Source organism: Microbacterium sp. K27 (assembly GCF_004794435.1).
In the GTDB taxonomy this organism is placed as follows: Bacteria; Actinomycetota; Actinomycetes; order Actinomycetales; family Microbacteriaceae; genus Microbacterium; species Microbacterium maritypicum_A.
In genome coordinates, this window is record NZ_SSDK01000029.1 from 69,817 (window position 1) to 86,495 (window position 16,679).

The following is a 16,679-nucleotide window of genomic DNA, read 5'->3' on the forward strand; positions in this document are numbered from 1 at the left end:
TTTCAAAGCTCCTGCGCGAAGTTGCCCTGCAGGCGCAGGAAGACACGATGGCTGACGAAGAGCAGCACGACGCCGACGATCAACGCGATGAGCATGCGAATCATGAGGTTGTCCGGCCATTCGACGGCGTCGCCGGAGACCCAGAACGCCCGTTGGAACCCGAGCACCGCAAGGGTCAGGGGGTTGTCCGTGTACAGCTCGATCACCCAAGGGACGGTGACGAGCTGTGACACCATCTGCCAGGAATACACGACCGGGGAGGCCCAGAACAGCAGCATCGTGATCACGTCGACGAGGTACTGGGTGTCCCGGAGGTAGACGTTGACTGCGCCGCAGAACAATGCCAGCGCGAGCCCGAAGACGACGATGAGGGCGAGCGCGGGAAGGAAATAGATGAGACCTGCGTGCAGAGGCGGCTTGCCGATGGCGAATGTCGCGATCACGAGCACGACCAGCTGAACGCCGAAATTGAACAAGGCGGCACCCGTGCTCGCGAGCGGGAAGACCTCGCGCGGGACGTAGACCTTCTTGACGAGTCCCGCGTTGGCCAGGATCGATCCCGTTCCGCCGACGAGGATCTCCTGGAAGAGACCCATCGCGGTCAGACCTGCGAAGACGTAGATGGCGAAATCGGGGATGCCGCGAGCAGCGCCCAGGAAGTGGCCGAGCACCACGAAGTAGATCGCGAGCTGCATGAGCGGCCGTGCGAGCACCCACAGGAACCCGAGAGCCGAGTCCTTGTATCGGGCCTTGAGGTCGCGCTTGACCAGAAGCGAGAGCATCTCTCGGTGATCGACGAGTTCGCGGAAGGGTCCGAGGAAACCTCCCGAGGCCCCCTTACCTACTGCCCCGATGCTCCTCATGGGCATCTCGGCGATGCGCGCGAACCTCGCGCTCGCCGCCGACGGCGTTGCCTCTGTCATGCGTTCATGCTCCCTTGCTGCCGGGCTTCGGCAAGAGTCTGCGCACGATTCGCGAGGGGCGCAGCCTGCCGAGACGACGTCGCCACGGTGCGACTCTCGCAAAGGCAGCGCGGAATCGCGGCTCGAGCTCGGGTTTGTTCATGCGCGCGTACATGTACGCGAAATCTTCCAGACGCCCATCGCCGAAGTCGCCGGCCGCGCGCATGCGCTCGATCTGCTGCATCGTCGTGTCCATCAGGGTGCTGGACATCTGATCGAGATTGTACTCGAGTGCCGTATAGCTTCTCGCGAGGTACGCCGGAGTGGCGATCGTCCTGGTGTGATATCCGAGCTCACCCGCCGCATACGAAGGCATCCGCTCGAGCACGTGTGCGTGACCACCGTCCTTGTACTCCTCGGTGCCTCCGAAGTCCTCGAAACTCCATTCCGGCTCGAGCAGGAGACGGAGAGCCTGCGGGCGCGCGAAGTACATCGACCCGAACGGAGCGAGAGGCGAAAGCTGGTCGGTTGGAACGCGGATGCCGAGGTCGGAAGCGACTTCGACGAATCGCGCGCGGTTATCCCACCACGCGTGCCCCATGGTCCCATAGCCGATGTGCACCATCGGCGGGTAGGCGAGGCCCAGACCCGGCTCGCGCTGGAACAATGCGACCACGTTGGCGACATAGCCGGAGCTGGGCAACAGGTTTCCGAACTGCTGCCGGGCGAAGAGCCGGCCGGGGTTGAACGCGTCCTGTGGTGTCTTCTTGGAGTGGATCTTCACGACCAGCTCGTAGCCGCCGTTGAGCAGCTCCTCCCGGCAGGTGATGAGGAACGCGCTCTGGTCTCGTCCGTCGTTCGATTCGACCACTCGTACATCCACCGCGCCGCGAGGAGTGCGGGTCGCGAGAGTGGCGCGGATCTGTTCCGCTCGCCCCTCGTCCGCGGTCGTCACGATCAGGTCGTAGTCCCCAGGGAGCCGGTCGAGCCCGTCGAGCATCGTCGGTGCGAGCTCCGGGTAGTAGATGTGGGCGATCGCCAATGTGCGCAACGGCGAATTCTTGTCGTAGTTCGTGTCGTGTTCGGGGATCACGTCGAGCAGAGCGGCGTCCGCGTTCAGCGTTCTCGGCTCGACGTTCCTCGCCAGATCCTGCATGAGGATCTCCATCGGGTACCCGTAGCGCGCTGCGGCGTCCAGAGTCCATTTGCCGATCACCGCGAGGCGGTCCAGGTAGGGCGGCCATTGAAAGAACGGACGCCGCTTCAGCGTCGGGCACCCCGCGTCGAGCAGCTGCTCGGCATAGAGCACGGCGTGGTTCTCGACCTTGTCGGTGATGCTGGGGAACGCCACCTCACCGATGAAGCCGTACGACGTGAAGCGCTCGGTGAAGATCGCCTCGTGCTTGACGACCGCGTCTTCGTAGGCGTTCATGGCCGGGAGGTTGGCCCAGTAGTCGATCCATTCCACGCTGGCGACGAGTTCTTTGCGAGCCACCAGCCAATACGACTGGAGATGGTAGGCGAGGTAATCGCGGTGCGTGAAAGGGTTCGGCTCGACGCGGACGTGGTCCGTCATCCCCCAGAAATGGAGCTCCTGACGATCCATGCGTTCGAACACCGGGTCGAAGGGCCGGACAGGGCCGAACCAGGTGTCGTTGGCGAGGATGACCTCGTCGAAATCGCTGATCGCCTCGCCGACGTGGTCGAGACCGTGCTTGTAGCCCCAGATGTCGAACCCAGAATTGTCACGCTCGATCACCTCGTCTGCGACGGTCTCGAGCGTCGCGCGTCCTGCCGGCGCGAGGGCGCCGTTGGAGATGACGAGGATCGTGTCGCAGAAGCGTCGAAGATCCTTCAACGCGTACGGCACGTAGTCTTCGACTTCGCCGCGCCGGTCATAGACCACATAGATGAGCAGGCGCCGCCCACCATCGGGGAAGCGCGCGGCGTCCCGCGTCGGGAAGGTGGTGAGTTCGGCGGTTCTCATCAGAATCCTCCCCGGTAGTTGTCGATGCGGCGTTTCGCGTATCGGAGCACGCGACGGCCGAACTTGGCCACGAAGATCGCGGTGTAGGCGGCCTTGTATGCCGGGCTGGCGATCGCCGCGAGCACGGGGTGGTTCATGTTGAGATACATGCGCGAGAGCCCGAAGGCGCCACTCCCGCTCATCCTCCCCGCGCGCTGGATCAACGTGATCGCATCGACGGGGTAGCCGCGTGTCGTCGAGAAGAGCTGATCCACCTTGTAGTCGATCGCGGTGTGACTGATCGCCGCATGCTCGGGAGTGAGCACGGTTTCGGCGTAGTAGCCCTCCGCACCGGCGACGTGCGCGATCAGGCGTTCCTGGACGCGGGCGAGATCCTTGACCGGGCCGCTCGACGTGTAGTCACGGTAGCTGAGACGCAGCTCGGCGAGAGACGCGAGAGCCTCGGGCCGACACATCCACATCCCCCCATAAGGAGCGAGGGGAGAGATCGTCTCGAGAGGCACATGCACTCCGAGTCTGCGGGCCAGTCGCGCGGCGGTGATGCGATAGCGCCCACCCCCCCAGCCGGAACCGAGGATGGAGTACCCGATGTGCATCGTCGGCGGGAAGAGGACACCGAGGTGAGGCTTCGCAGCGAACTCACCGAGCAGATTCTGCACGTACTCCGGCGATGCGAGGAGGTTCTCGGTCTGGTACCGAGTGAAGTACCGCACGATGTTCAGCGTCTTCTTGACGTGTTTGCGGGCATGCACCTTGACGAGCACGTCGTATTCGCGTTCGAGGAGCAGGTCGTGGCATCCCACGAAGAAGTCGGCCATGTCGCGCCCCTTGCGCGAGGGAGTCACGCGGACGTCGAGTCCGGCATTGCCCAGGTCCCGAGACTCGACGAAGCGCTCGATACGCGCGGCCTTACGCCCGTCGGTCGTCGTGACGATCAGGTCGAACCCGGCGGGAAGGTTACCCAGTTTCCCGCAGAGCTGTTCGAAGGCCGGGAGGTCACGGGCATAGACGACGGCTGCGACGCGGAGGCCGCTCGTATCCGCGCGGGGCGTGGCGCTCTTCTGCGACGCGATCTCGAGGAGCCCCGCATTCGCATTCAGGGTGCGCGGAGCGACCGAGCGGGCGAGCGCGCTCAGCGTCGCGTCGCGGTCCAACCCACGCGTCTCCGCGACATCGAGGATGTCGCTACCGATGATGCCGTGCCGATCGAGATAAGACGGATACCACGCGAACACGCCGCGGTCGAGGAAGGGATACCCGTCTTCGATCAGGAGATCGGCGACGTGCGCGGGTGCATTTCCCGTCGGATAGGCATCCCCGGGGAAGGCGAACTCGATGCGGTGGCCCGCGGCAGCAAGCCTGGGAGCGATGACCCGCTCCGACTCGACGGGATTCGGGATACGATGCGCCTCGTCCCAGAATGCCGACCACGCCGCACTCTCGAAAAGAGAGCGACGTGCGACGAACCAGGCCCACGGCATGGCCACGAGCGGATGCCCCTGTTCTGGGAACGAAGCGTCGAGGTCTCCCATGATCTCGGAGGCCTGCCATCCGTCACCAGGAATCGCATCCATGCGCTCGAGCATCGCATCGAAGGAATCGAGAGGGCCGAACCAACCGTCGCCGGTGAGCACGATCTCATCGATCTCCCCGTGCAGCGGCTTGAGAACATCAAGCGCATCCCGGTAGTTCGTCGGGGTGAAGCGCTCGGTGTCGACGGGGACGAGCTGCACATCGAGGTGGGCGAGACGCGACTCCGCATCGCTGACCGAGGCCGGCACCGTCACGACCACCCTGGTCGCGTGCGCCGAAAGCGTGGCGAGGGCTGTGGACGCCGTCGGTTCCAGGCTTCGCGAATCACCGGCGAGAGCGTAGACGACGGCTCTCCGCGGGGCCGGGAGGGCGCCGTTCGGCATCACTCAGCGGCCTCCCTGCTGCAGTGCTTTGAGAAGGTACTCTCCGTAGCCGCTCTTGCGAAGCGGCTCGGCACGCTCTCGCAGCTCGTCGTCGGTGAGGAAGCCCATGCGCCAGGCGACCTCCTCCGGGCAGCCGATCGAGAGGCCCTGCCGCTTCTCCACGGTGCGGATGAAGTCGGTAGCCTCCGCCAACGAGTCGAAAGTTCCGGTGTCGAGCCACGCTGTTCCGCGGGTGAGAACCTGCACTTTGAGCTTGCCGCGGTCGAGGTATTCGCGGTTGATGTCGGTGATCTCGAGTTCACCGCGGGGCGAGGGCTTGAGCGCCTTGGCGATCTCGATGACCTCGTTGTCGTAGAAGTAGAGGCCAGGTACCGCGTAGTTGCTCTTGGGCTGCGCAGGCTTCTCTTCGAGTGACACCACTTTGCCTTCGCGGTCGAACTCGACGACTCCGTACGCGGTGGCATCGTTGACCCAGTAGCCGAAGACCACGCCACCCTCGAGCTCGGTGTACTGGCGCAGCTGTGTGCCCATGCCCTGGCCGTAGAAGATGTTGTCCCCCAGGACGAGCGCCACCGGTTCGTCTCCGATGTGCTCCTCGCCGAGGATGAAGGCCTGAGCGAGGCCGTCCGGAGACGGCTGCGTCTTGTACGTGATCGAGACCCCGAACTTCGAGCCGTCGCCGAGCAGCCGCTGGAACGACTCCGCATCATGTGGCGTCGTGATCATCAGAATGTCGCGGATGCCCGCGAGGATCAGGGTCGACAGCGGGTAGTAGATCATCGGCTTGTCGTACACCGGAACCAACTGCTTCGAGACGCCGAGGGTGATCGGGTGGAGCCGGGAGCCTGTGCCGCCGGCGAGAATGATGCCACGCATGAACACCAGTCTCCCTGATCGCGGTCACCTGAACAAACGCCCCGAATCCTCCGCACCCCCACCCGGTACGCTGATGGTCATGCAGAAACTGCTCGTCACCGGCGGCGCCGGCTTCATCGGTTCCAACTTCGTGCACCACGTCATCGAGAACACCGATGCCCACGTCACCGTGCTCGACAAGCTCACGTATGCGGGAAACCGAGCGTCGCTCGACGGACTCCCCGGCGACCGCGTGCGCTTCGTGGAGGGGGACATCGCCGACGCGAAGCTGGTCGACAGCCTTTTCGCCGATGTCGATTCAGTCGTGCACTATGCGGCCGAGTCCCACAACGACAACTCCCTGCACGATCCGCGCCCTTTCCTCGACACGAACATCATCGGCACCTATACGCTGCTCGAGGCCGCGCGACGCCATGACCGCCGGTTCCACCACATCTCGACCGACGAGGTGTACGGAGATCTCGAGCTCGACGATCCCGAGCGCTTCACCGAGCAGACGCCGTACAACCCGTCGTCCCCGTACTCCTCCACCAAAGCCGGTAGCGATCTTCTCGTCCGCGCCTGGGTGCGCTCGTTCGGGGTGCGGGCGACCATCTCGAACTGCTCGAACAACTACGGTCCGTACCAGCACGTCGAGAAGTTCATCCCGCGTCAGATCACGAACGTGATCCGCGGCATCCGGCCCAAGTTGTACGGCGCTGGCCTTAACGTCCGAGACTGGATCCACGCAGACGATCACTCCTCCGCCGTGCTCACCATCCTCGGCAAGGGCGAAATCGGTGAAACCTATCTGATCGGCGCTGACGGCGAGAAGGACAACAAGTCCGTCGTCGAGCTGATCCTCACCGAGATGGGTCAGCCGGCGGACGCCTACGACCACGTGACAGATCGAGCGGGCCACGACCTGCGATATGCGATCGATTCGACCAAGCTCCGCACCGAGCTGGGCTGGACGCCGACCTTCGGCGACTTCGAGTCCGGGCTCGCATCGACTATCGCGTGGTACCGCGACAACGAGGCCTGGTGGGCGCCTTCCAAGGACGCCACAGAGTCGTTCTACGCGTCGAAGGGGCAGTGATGACGGAGTTCGGCAAGGCACTCACGGTCACAGAGACCAACATCCCCGGGCTGCTCCTCGCCGACCTCCCTGTTCACGGGGACTCCCGCGGCTGGTTCAAGGAGAACTGGCAACGCGAGAAGATGATCGCGGCCGGGCTGCCGGACTTCGGGCCGGTGCAGAACAACATCTCCTTCAACGACGCGATCGGAACGACGCGCGGCATCCACGCAGAGCCGTGGGACAAATGGGTGTCGGTGGCGACGGGACGCATCTTCGGCGCCTGGGTCGACCTGCGAGAGGGCCCGACGTTCGGTCGCGTCTTCACCGCGGAGATCGACCCGTCTCGGGCGATCTTCGTGCCCCGCGGCGTCGGCAACGCATATCAGACGCTCGAGGCAGACACCGCGTACGTGTACCTGGTGAACGACCACTGGTCCGCTGATGCGGAGTACTCATTCCTGAACCTCGCCGATGACACCGCGTCGATCGAATGGCCGATCCCGTTGTCCGAGGTCGAGATCTCCGCGAAGGACCTCGCCCACCCGCGACTTGCCGACGTCACTCCGATTCCGCCGAAGAAGACGCTCGTGATCGGCGCCAACGGTCAGCTGGGACGCGCCTTGCGAGAACTCTTCGGCGATGCCCCGGAATACGAGTACGCAGGGCGCGATGAGCTCGATCTCGCAGACCCCTCCTTCTCTTCTGCTCGCCATTGGCGTGACTACGCGACGATCGTCAATGCTGCGGCGTATACCGCGGTCGACACGGCCGAGACGCCCGAGGGACGCGCAGATGCGTGGGCTGCCAATGTCACCGGAGTCGCAACATTGGCGAAGATCGCTGCGGAGAACGCCATCACTCTCGTGCACGTGTCGAGCGACTATGTCTTCGACGGCACCAAGGCCGGCGAGTACGCCGAAACCGACGCCGTGCGCCCGCTCGGCGTGTACGGGCAGACGAAGGCCGCCGGCGATGCTCTGGTCTCCACCGTTCCGCAGCACTACATCATCCGCACGTCGTGGGTGATCGGCGAGGGGAAGAACTTCGTCCGGACGATGGCTTCGCTCGCCGAGCGCGGCATCGACCCGAAGGTCGTCGACGACCAGACCGGACGCCTCACCTTCACCGCGGACATCGCGGCAGGGGTGCAGCACCTTCTGTCCGTTCGTCCGGAGTACGGCGTCTACAACCTCACCGGAACCGGCTCGCCGATGACCTGGGCCGAGCTGGCCAAGACCGTCTTCACGTCCACCGGACACGATGCCGCCCGCGTGACAGGAGTCAGCACCGAGGAGTACTTCTCCTCGGCCTCCGGTCCGATCGCTCCCCGTCCGAGCAACAGCGTGCTGAACCTCGACCGGATCAGCGCGACGGGCTTCTCCCCCTCCCCTATGCTGGACTCGCTCGCCGCGTATCTCGATTGACCGCACTCGGGCACCCATCTTGTCGACGGTCGCACTCGCACAGAAGTGGCTCTCCGCGCCGTCGCGTTCGTCTCTCCCCGAGGTTGACCCATCAGAAATCCTGAACTCGACTCGTTGCGCGGTCTGGCCGCCATCTCGGTGCTGTTGTACCATGTCCTCGCGCTGAACTGGGCGACGTTGCAGGCCGGCATCGATCTTCTGCCGGCAGACCGCACGATCTTCAACATCCTCATCTTCTCTCCTCTGCACATCATCTGGCTGGGAGCCGAGGCTGTGTGGTTCTTCTTCGTCCTCTCAGGATTCGCGCTGACAAAGGCGGCGACGCGTCCAGGTTTCACGTGGTCGGCGTACTTTCCCAGTCGCATGCTTCGCTTGTACGGGCCCGTACTCTTCGCCATCCTCTTCGCGTGGCTCACCTACGTCCTGATTCCGCACGTCGTCGAACCAGGCGACAACATCGTGATCAGTTCCCTCCCGAAGAACTACGAGTGGTCGGAGATCGTCTACGACGCCACGCTGCTCGGAGGGACGAGCAACGGTATCGGCGTCCTCTGGTCCTTGCAGTGGGAGGTCGTCTTCTCGCTTCTCCTACCGGTCTATCTCTACCTGGTGCGCAGGTTTCCCGGTTGGGCGACGCTCGTCGCGATCGTGGGCTGCGGGATCGGTTGGAGCGTCAGCAACCAGCTCCTCTCGTACATGCCGATGTTCTTCTTCGGAGCCCTCTTGGCGCAGTACTGGGACCAGATCAGTCGGGCATTCGCATTCCTCCGAGGCGGTGGATGGATCGCGCATTCGAGCGGACTCGTCCTCGTGGTCGTGGCGATCTGCGGCATGACATCGTTCTTCCTGGTCGGTCGCCCTCTGCAGTCCATAGGCATCGATCCACGCCTGGCCACGATGCCGTTCGCTCTGGCCGGCATCGTGCTCCTCACCATCCTCAGCGTGCAATGGAGCCCTCTGAGCCGGCTGCTCTCGCTTCGCGTGATGGTCTTCCTCGGAACGATCTCGTTCAGTCTCTATCTCGTACATCGGCCGATCATGATCGCCATGGGCTTCGCCATCGGCGTGGGTGCCGTGCCCGCGATCCTCACGGTGGTCGCCAGCTTCGCCATCGCCATCGGCTTCTACTACGCCTTCGAACGGCCGATCCACCGGCTCGCGCGCCGCCTGAACCGGTCGATTCAGCGCAGGGAATCGGCCGGAGCATCGGCCGTGAGCATCTGACACCCCCTAGTCGTCATGGCGCTCCCCGGTGGTGGGCCGGCGATCTTCTCAGCGTCGACTACCACGTCGATCATGCTGCGAGAACGGACCGATCCTCAGCGCGGATACGCTGCGCGACGTGGCGGGACAGTCTGTGCGCGCCCTTCTCCACCAGGTAATAGAACGCGACGGCGACAGCGAGGCTCAGGACGATCTGGACGATCGTGGTGCGCTTGCCCGGCCCCAACAGGAAGAGCATCCCGATCACGATCGGTCCATGGGTGAGATACAGGCTGAAGGAGATCTTCCCGAGCGCAACGAAGGGCTTCAGCTGGAGTAGTGACCGCAGCGGGGTCCAGAGCATGACAACGACGAGCAGCAACACGATCCCCGTAAGTTTGGAAACAGTGAACAGGCTCGCAAAGAGGTTCGTGCTCCAATAGGATTCACGGTCGATGACGAAGTCGAACGTGTAAGAAGCCGTGATGAGGCAGACGGCCAGGACGAAGAGGGACGCCCACGCGACGTTCCCGCCGAATGTCGTGGAACGCAGCCCCGTGAATCGCTCGGCGATCCTCTCCCAGTGGTAGCCCAGTACCGCTCCGATCAGGAACATGGGCATGTAGAGGAGGAACATCGAGCCGGTCCACACACTGGCGATCGATGCGATGAGACCGAGCGACGCGCAGATCCAGGGGAACCGGCGCGCGAGCAGCACGGCCACGGGCAGCAGAAGGGAGAACAACACCTCCCACTGCAGGGACCAGAGAGGGACGTTGGCGATGCTCGTACCCGTCAGCAGCGTCGCGTCTTCGAGCGCACTCTCGACGGTGTACGTCGTGGGCAGTCCGATGACCATCCGATGGAACTCAGGGCTGGAGACATGCGGAATGAGCCAGAAGACCATCGCCGTCACCAGCACCGAACCGATGACGGGGAGGTAGAGGCGGATGATACGGCTGGGATAGTAGGCGTCCCAACGGTATCCGGGTCGCGCCGCTGAACGAACCAGCACGAATCCCGACAGCGCGAAGAACAACCACACCGCTTCCGGCCCCGCGGTGATGATCCGCAACGGCGAGTAGATCAGAGCATTGTTCCAGAAGCCCTCGACCGGGAGAAGCTCCGCGCCGTCGAAGAACGCCGGGATCGACGCAGCGGTGGCGTGATAGAGGAGGACCGCAAGTGCGGCCAGCCCACGGAGGGAGTCGAGTTCGGTCTTACGCACGTCCGTCTTTCTGGATGGTGGATGCCCGATGGAGTCTAACCACAGCGGGGCGGCGAGGAGGCCGCCCCCGAAAGGTTCGGGAGCGGCCTCCTCAGCGTCGGCACGTTGCTGTCGCGGCGGATCAACGGCAGGTCACGGCACTCTCACCGTGGAGCACACGATCAGAGGATTGCCGCCTGCTCCGTTGTTGATCGCATAGACGCAAACCTGGTTCGATCCGGACGGCATCGCGACCGACTTGCTGAAACCGTGGCGCGAGCCGGCGCCCGGGTAGGCTGCCCCGACATCGGGGCGTTCGCCATCGGCCAGGAAACTCGTGCCGACCCCGTTGACGTAGACGTGCACCTGGATAGGGTCCGTCGTATCGGGATCGAACGCCCAGCCGGTGAGGGTCGCGCCTCCGGCACCCGGCACAATGCTCTCGACGAAACCGACGGGCGCGCGGCCCTTGTCGACGATCACGGGGGCGCTCACCTTCACGGTGGAACAGACGACCAACGGGTTGCCACCGCTCCCCGTGTTGATCGCATAGACGCACACCTGATGACTCCCCTCCGACATCGGGAAGAACTCGGTGAAGCCGGTGTTCGGCCCCGCGCCGGGATACGACTTCGCGACATCTGGTCTGGGCTTGTCCGCAAGAAGGGCCTTGCCCACACCGTCCACGTAGACGTGCACCTGGATCGGATCGATCGTGTCGGGATCAAACGCCCAACCGCTGACGGTCGCGCCGCCGTTCACCGGGGCGATACTCTCGACGAAACCGAGGGGTACACGCCCCATGTCCACGGACGCGGTGACCCTCACGCTGGTGCAGGAGACCAGCGGATTGCCACCGGCGCCGTTGTTGATCGCGTACACGCAGACCTGGTGGGTTCCCATCGACATCGGAACGAATTCGCTGAATCCGGTACGTGGCCCTGCTCCCGGGTAGGAAGCAGCGACATCTGCGCGGGCCTTGTCTGCGAGGTAGGCCTTGCCCACGCCATCGACGTACACGTGCACCTGGATGGGATCAGTCGTGTCCGGATCGAAAGCCCATCCCGTGACCGTCGCGCCGCCGGCCCCCGGCACGATGCCCTCAACGAACCCCTTCGGCACTCGCCCCTGATCGACAGGCGACGTCACCTTCACGGTCGAGCACACGATCAGCGGATTGCCGCCCGCACCGTCATTGATCGCGTACACGCAGACCTGGTGCGATCCCACGGACATCGACACGAACTCGTTGAATCCGTGGCGTGAGCCCATCGCGGGATATGCCGCCCCGAAATCGGGTCGATCCTTGTCCGCACGGTAGTTCTTGGCGACGCCGTCCACCTCTATGCGGATATCGATCGATGCTGTCGTGTCCGGGTCGTACGCCCACCCCGAGATCGTGGCGCCTCCGGGACCCGCGGCCATGCTCTCGACGTGTCCGATCGGAGCACGCCCCGGGTCCTTCGCCGGGGGCACCGTCACAGTGGCGCACCCGAGCAGCACGTTTCCACCATTACCGACGTTGATGCCGTATGCGCACACGGACTGTTGCCCTGCGGGCGCGGTGATGGTCGCGCCGAACCCGTGAGCATTGCCGTAGAGCGGGTACTGATCGCGCACATCGTTCCGCGGCCGGCTCGCGACCAGCGCGGTCGCCGAGGACCCCACGTAGACATGGACTCCGATCGAGCCCGCGGTATCGGGGTCGAGAGCCCAGCCAGACACCTCTACCCCGCCGGCGACGCCGGCCACGGCCTCCAGCGCCCCCACGGGCGGACCGGTCTTGCCGATGACTTCCTCACAGCGGAGAGTAGAGTTTCCGCCCGCCCCGACATTGATCCCGTAGACGCAGATCCGGATACCGCCCGACGCGGAAGTGGGAATCCTGACGTCGAACCCGTGCTTGCTCCCCTTGCCGGGGTACGACGCTCCGACATCGGGGCGGTCTCCGTCCGCCGTGTAGGCGTAGCCGGCCGACCCCACGTACACGTGCACGCCGATGCTCTCCGCAGAGTTGGGGTCCAACGCCCAACCGCGCACCCGATACTCACCGGGGAGTGCCTCGATCGACTCCACGACCCCGATCGGATCATCTCTCGGCCCCTGGGTCGGGCCGAACCAGTCGGTGAAGTAGTTGTAGAAGTTGCGGTTGCCGTATGCCGAACAGCCGTCCCCCTCTCCGTACCCGGCGCGCAGCGCCGCGGCATTGGGCTGATAGGGGGTGTAGTAATAGAGCGCCGACGTCGCCTTGTTCGCGATGTACACCGGCGAGCTGCCGCAGTTCGCGTTGGGGTTGTAGAGGATGTTCCAGGTCTTGCCGGGCGCGTACCACTGGAACCACTTGCCCTCCATGTAGATCTGCATCTGACGCGCGGCACCGTAGATCTGGTGGAAGAAGCCGATGTAATTCGGATCGCAGGGCGCCGTGTCAGGGCAGCCCTGTCCCAACGCGATGTTGTAGCGCCACGCGCTCGGCCAGGTGTGGGTGATGAGGCCCTGCTCCTTCTGGAGCATGACGATCAGCACCTGCGGGTTGATGTTGCACGACTGGGCGACGCGGTAGATGATCCTCGCGGCCGACTCATTGGCCGCGCCGGTATAGCCCTTGCAATAGGCGTCGGCCGGGCGGGTGACGGAGGTGATCGAGAAGTCCTTGATGCAGACGTAGCCACTCTGACAGCTCGAAACCTTGCTGTTGAAGAACGCCTGGATCTGCGCCTCCGTCATCGTTCCCGCGTTCGTGAAGACCGCATCGCTGATGATGTTTCCCGCATCGAATCCGGCCAGCGTCGTCTTCACCATCCCGGCGGAGACAGGATCGGCGGCTGCTCGCGTGACGCTCGTGCCGCTCGCCAAGACGGATGCGGTTGCGGCGGTGGCGGGGACCACAGTGCCGATGACAAGGGCGAAGGCAGCGAGGAAACAGGTGAGGAGTCGGGGGAACCTCATGGTGTTTCGCGAGCGTGGGGCACGTCGAGACATGTGACCAGTGTGACGGAAGTTGCGGGATGATGCCACTGTTACACACTTTGCGCCACAACTTTTCGGCGTGTCGCCCGTATGCGCAGGTTGCTCTCAGCGAATCACAAGTCGGCGTGCAGGCCCCAGAGGCGTTCCGCCGAGCTCGCCCAGGAGAACGCGCGCGACCGATCGGCGGCAAGCACTCGGAGTCTCTCCGCCGCTCCCCCAGCCGCCTCCACCACGGCGTCGGAGATCTCCCTGGACGGGACGAGAATCCCTCCGTCGGCGATGACGTCGTGGTGCGAGCCGCTGGAGACAGCCACCACCGGGATACCCAGCACCATGGCCTCGACTGCACGCCACGGCCACCCTGCCACGGCCTCGGTCGCCACGAAAGCAGCGGCCCCGTCCAGAACCGCCGCGCGGTCCTCGACGCTCAGCCTTCCTCTCACGTGCGCACGCCGCTCGGGAAGACCTGCAGCCGACGCCGCGTCGGCGTAGCGAGGTTCCGCGCCGTCGGGAGCATCGACGATGACAGCGTCCAGACCAGCGGCCGCCGCGCCTCGGAACCCGTCGGACAGGTTCGCGGGAGATCCGCTCAGGACCACGTACTCATCCGGTAGCGAGAGAGCATGGCGACGTGCGGCGGCATCACGGGGAACGTCGAATCCCTGCGGCGGTGCGCCCGCGATCACCCGCACGCGGTCGCCGATCTTCGCCAGCTCCGAAAGACGCTCGGCAACGGCGTGAGACGGCACCACCACTGCGTCGGCATGTCTCACAGCTCGACGGAGCATGCCTCGCTGCCAGGCCGCATTCCCCTTGGACAGCAGCTCCGGCGCATCCCAGGCTCGCAGATCCCACACCGTGACCGTGGTCTGGTGGTTGTCGTGCACCCGATCATGGCGCACAAGGGGCGCCATCAGCGTCGGCGAATGGATGAGTCCGCCGCCGACACCCGGAGCGATCCCGAGCTGCCAGGCTGCGGCGAGTTCACGACGCCCCATCCCGAGCGTGCGGATGTCCCCTATTCCCGCCACAGGCACGGACGCGCCGGCCGGAACGATGGCGTCCACGGCGCAACCGGAGGGGGCGGTCGCGACCAGACCGGCGGTGATTCCCACCGCGGCGTCCGCGTGATCGGCATCGACGACATCCACGAGCTGATCCAGAACAACACGCAGTCGAGCACCCATGCACACAGGCTATCCCCGCTGTGCCGCTCCCCCCGTGAGGTCAGCGCTCGCGCCGCCGTAGTGTCAGCGTTCGCACAGTTTTCGCCCACCACGGCCGCAGCGGTTCATGCTTGAATGCTCGGGTGAGCGATGGTCGACTTCCCGTCCGGCGCCGATGGATCGGGTGGACCGTCGGCATTCTGCTGACCCTTCTCCTCATCGCCGTCGGCTGGGTCACCGTCCGCGGGATCGGCGCCGTGAACGACCTTCAGCAGGTCGCGAAGGGTGCCTCGCAGCTGAAGGCCTCGATCGCTACCGGTGATCTCGACGGCGCGAGGCCGATCGCGCGGAGCATCGCTCACAACGCGGAATCCGCGCACGCCCTGACCTCCGACCCGGTGTGGCACGCTTTCGGCGCCCTCCCCTGGATCGGACCGAACTTCAGCGCTGTGAGCGACATCGCCGAGATCGCCGACGATGTGTCGAACGACGCCCTCACGCCGCTCCTGGATGTTGCCGCGGACTTCGACCTGGCGAGCCTCGGCTTCGCCGGCGGAACCATCGACCTCGCACCGTTCGCCGAGATCGCCGGCCCGCTCGGCGCCGCGGACACGGCGCTCGGCACCGCGGAGTCGAAGGGCAGACGCATCGACGCGGACGCCACGCTCCCCCCGCTCGCCGATGCCATCCGCACCATGCGTTCATCGGTCGACGAGGCGGCGACCGTCGTCGGCTCGCTCCACGGCGCCGCCGTGCTGCTGCCGACGATGCTCGGCGGCGAAGGCCCGCGCAACTATGTGCTCGCGATGCAGAACAACGCGGAGCTGCGATCCTCGGGCGGGATCATCGGATCGATCGCCCTGCTGCATGCCGAGGGCGGCAAGATCTCGCTTCAGACCCAGGCATCGACTCGGGACTTTCCTCCGCTGGAGACCGGCCTGCCTCTCAGCGACTCCACGATCGCCCTGTTCGAGGATCGCCCCGGCCGATATCTGCAGAATCTCACCAGCATCCCTGATTTCCGTGAGGCCGGCGCCGCCATCGCCGCGCGGTGGGAGGGACGGTTCGGCGGGACCGTGGACGGCGTCATCGCCGTGGACGCCGTCGTCGCGAAGCATCTGATCGCCGCGACCGGAGATCTCACGTTCGGCCCCTTCACGGCCACGTCCGAGAACATCACCGACATCCTCCTGTCGGCGATCTACGCTGCCGTCCCCGATCCCGCGGTACAGGACGAGATCTTCGCTCAGGCCGCTGGAGCCCTGTTCGGTGCCGCCCTGTCCCGCGCGGAACCGCGCGCACTGCTCGGAGCTCTCTCTGACTCGGCGGCCGAGGGACGCATCCGCATCTGGAGTGCCCACGAGCCCGAGGAGACCGTGCTCGCGGCTTCCGCCCTGGGCGGGACGATCCCCGACGACACCTCCGATACGACCTCCGTCGGGGTGCTGATGAACGACACCACCGGCGGCAAGATGGACTACTACACCCGCGCCGCCATCTCGACATCGGTCGGCACGTGCCAGGGAACACCCACCACGCAGGTGCGGGTGACGTGGACGAACACAGCCCCCGCCGACGCCGCGACCACCCTGCCCGCCTACGTCACGGCCGATGGCTTCTACGGCGTACCGGCAGGAACGGTGCGCACTCTGATCGCCGTATACGGCCCCGAGGGGTCGACACCGTCGCATATCGATCGGGACGGCGCAGAGGAGGGCGTGCAGACGGCGATGATCGGGGATCGATCGGCGGTGCAGCACGAGGTCTCCCTCGCGCCCGGAGAATCGACCACGATCACGATCGAGTTCCAGGGCACCGGCGCAGGTGAGCGTCTCACCGAAGTGCTGCACACCCCGCTGATCGACACCCCCGTCACGACTCGATCACCGCTCCGATGCGCTTCGTGACATTAACAGCTCGATAGGGTACTGTCGACTCACTGGGGAATATCTGACGTCCGCAATCCTG

The 16,679-nt window shown here is 65.0% G+C and carries 11 protein-coding genes; 4 read left to right on the top strand and 7 right to left on the bottom strand.

Features of this window, described 5'->3' with window-relative positions; all coding sequences use genetic code 11:
* Positions 1–2: 2 nt before the first annotated feature.
* From DW307_RS02700 to rfbA, 4 genes are read right to left on the bottom strand one after another with little or no spacing between them, the layout of a single operon-like run.
* Positions 3–923 (bottom strand): ABC transporter permease, encoded by a 921-nt coding sequence (locus DW307_RS02700; RefSeq protein WP_029258285.1) that lies wholly within the window; start codon positions 921–923, stop codon positions 3–5.
* A gap of 4 nt (positions 924–927) precedes the next feature.
* Positions 928–2,889, bottom strand: coding sequence for a rhamnan synthesis F family protein (locus DW307_RS02705; RefSeq protein ID WP_136023854.1), 1,962 nt, complete (start codon positions 2,887–2,889; stop codon positions 928–930).
* On the bottom strand, positions 2,889–4,805 hold the full coding sequence (locus DW307_RS02710) for a rhamnan synthesis F family protein (protein ID WP_136023855.1): 1,917 nt from the start codon (positions 4,803–4,805) through the stop codon (positions 2,889–2,891). The genes DW307_RS02705 and DW307_RS02710 overlap by 1 nt, the downstream gene beginning before the upstream one ends.
* 3 nt (positions 4,806–4,808) lie before the next feature.
* Positions 4,809–5,681 carry a glucose-1-phosphate thymidylyltransferase RfbA gene (gene rfbA, locus DW307_RS02715; protein ID WP_029258288.1) on the bottom strand — a complete coding sequence of 291 codons (873 nt, stop codon included), beginning with the start codon at positions 5,679–5,681 and terminating at the stop codon, positions 4,809–4,811.
* A 79-nt stretch (positions 5,682–5,760) separates the two neighbouring features.
* On the opposite strand from rfbA, the gene rfbB reads away from it, so the two are divergent.
* The 3 genes from rfbB to DW307_RS02730 all read left to right on the top strand — a co-directional run bounded on the left by rfbB (position 5,761) and on the right by DW307_RS02730 (position 9,389).
* A complete protein-coding gene (gene rfbB, locus DW307_RS02720; RefSeq protein WP_029258289.1) occupies positions 5,761–6,759 on the top strand; it encodes a dTDP-glucose 4,6-dehydratase in 999 nt (332 codons plus the stop codon).
* Positions 6,759–8,165 carry a sugar nucleotide-binding protein gene (locus tag DW307_RS02725; RefSeq protein WP_029258290.1) on the top strand — a complete coding sequence of 469 codons (1,407 nt, stop codon included), beginning with the start codon at positions 6,759–6,761 and terminating at the stop codon, positions 8,163–8,165. Before rfbB ends, DW307_RS02725 begins: the two co-directional genes overlap by 1 nt.
* A gap of 90 nt (positions 8,166–8,255) precedes the next feature.
* On the top strand, positions 8,256–9,389 hold the full coding sequence (locus DW307_RS02730) for an acyltransferase family protein (RefSeq protein WP_081860066.1): 1,134 nt from the start codon (positions 8,256–8,258) through the stop codon (positions 9,387–9,389).
* Between the two features lie 70 nt (positions 9,390–9,459).
* On the opposite strand, the gene DW307_RS02735 is transcribed toward DW307_RS02730, so the two are convergent.
* The 3 genes from DW307_RS02735 to DW307_RS02745 all read right to left on the bottom strand — a co-directional run bounded on the left by DW307_RS02735 (position 9,460) and on the right by DW307_RS02745 (position 14,732).
* Positions 9,460–10,596, bottom strand: a complete 1,137-nt coding sequence (locus DW307_RS02735) for an acyltransferase family protein (RefSeq protein ID WP_029258292.1) — start codon at positions 10,594–10,596, stop codon at positions 9,460–9,462.
* A 132-nt stretch (positions 10,597–10,728) separates the two neighbouring features.
* Positions 10,729–13,524: a hypothetical protein gene (locus tag DW307_RS02740; protein ID WP_029266781.1), complete on the bottom strand. Its 2,796-nt coding sequence runs from the start codon at positions 13,522–13,524 to the stop codon at positions 10,729–10,731.
* Positions 13,525–13,658: 134 nt separating this feature from the next.
* On the bottom strand, positions 13,659–14,732 hold the full coding sequence (locus DW307_RS02745) for a glycosyltransferase (RefSeq protein WP_029266780.1): 1,074 nt from the start codon (positions 14,730–14,732) through the stop codon (positions 13,659–13,661).
* Between the two features lie 122 nt (positions 14,733–14,854).
* On the opposite strand from DW307_RS02745, the gene DW307_RS02750 reads away from it, so the two are divergent.
* Positions 14,855–16,618: a DUF4012 domain-containing protein gene (locus tag DW307_RS02750; RefSeq protein ID WP_136023856.1), complete on the top strand. Its 1,764-nt coding sequence runs from the start codon at positions 14,855–14,857 to the stop codon at positions 16,616–16,618.
* Positions 16,619–16,679 lie beyond the last annotated feature (61 nt).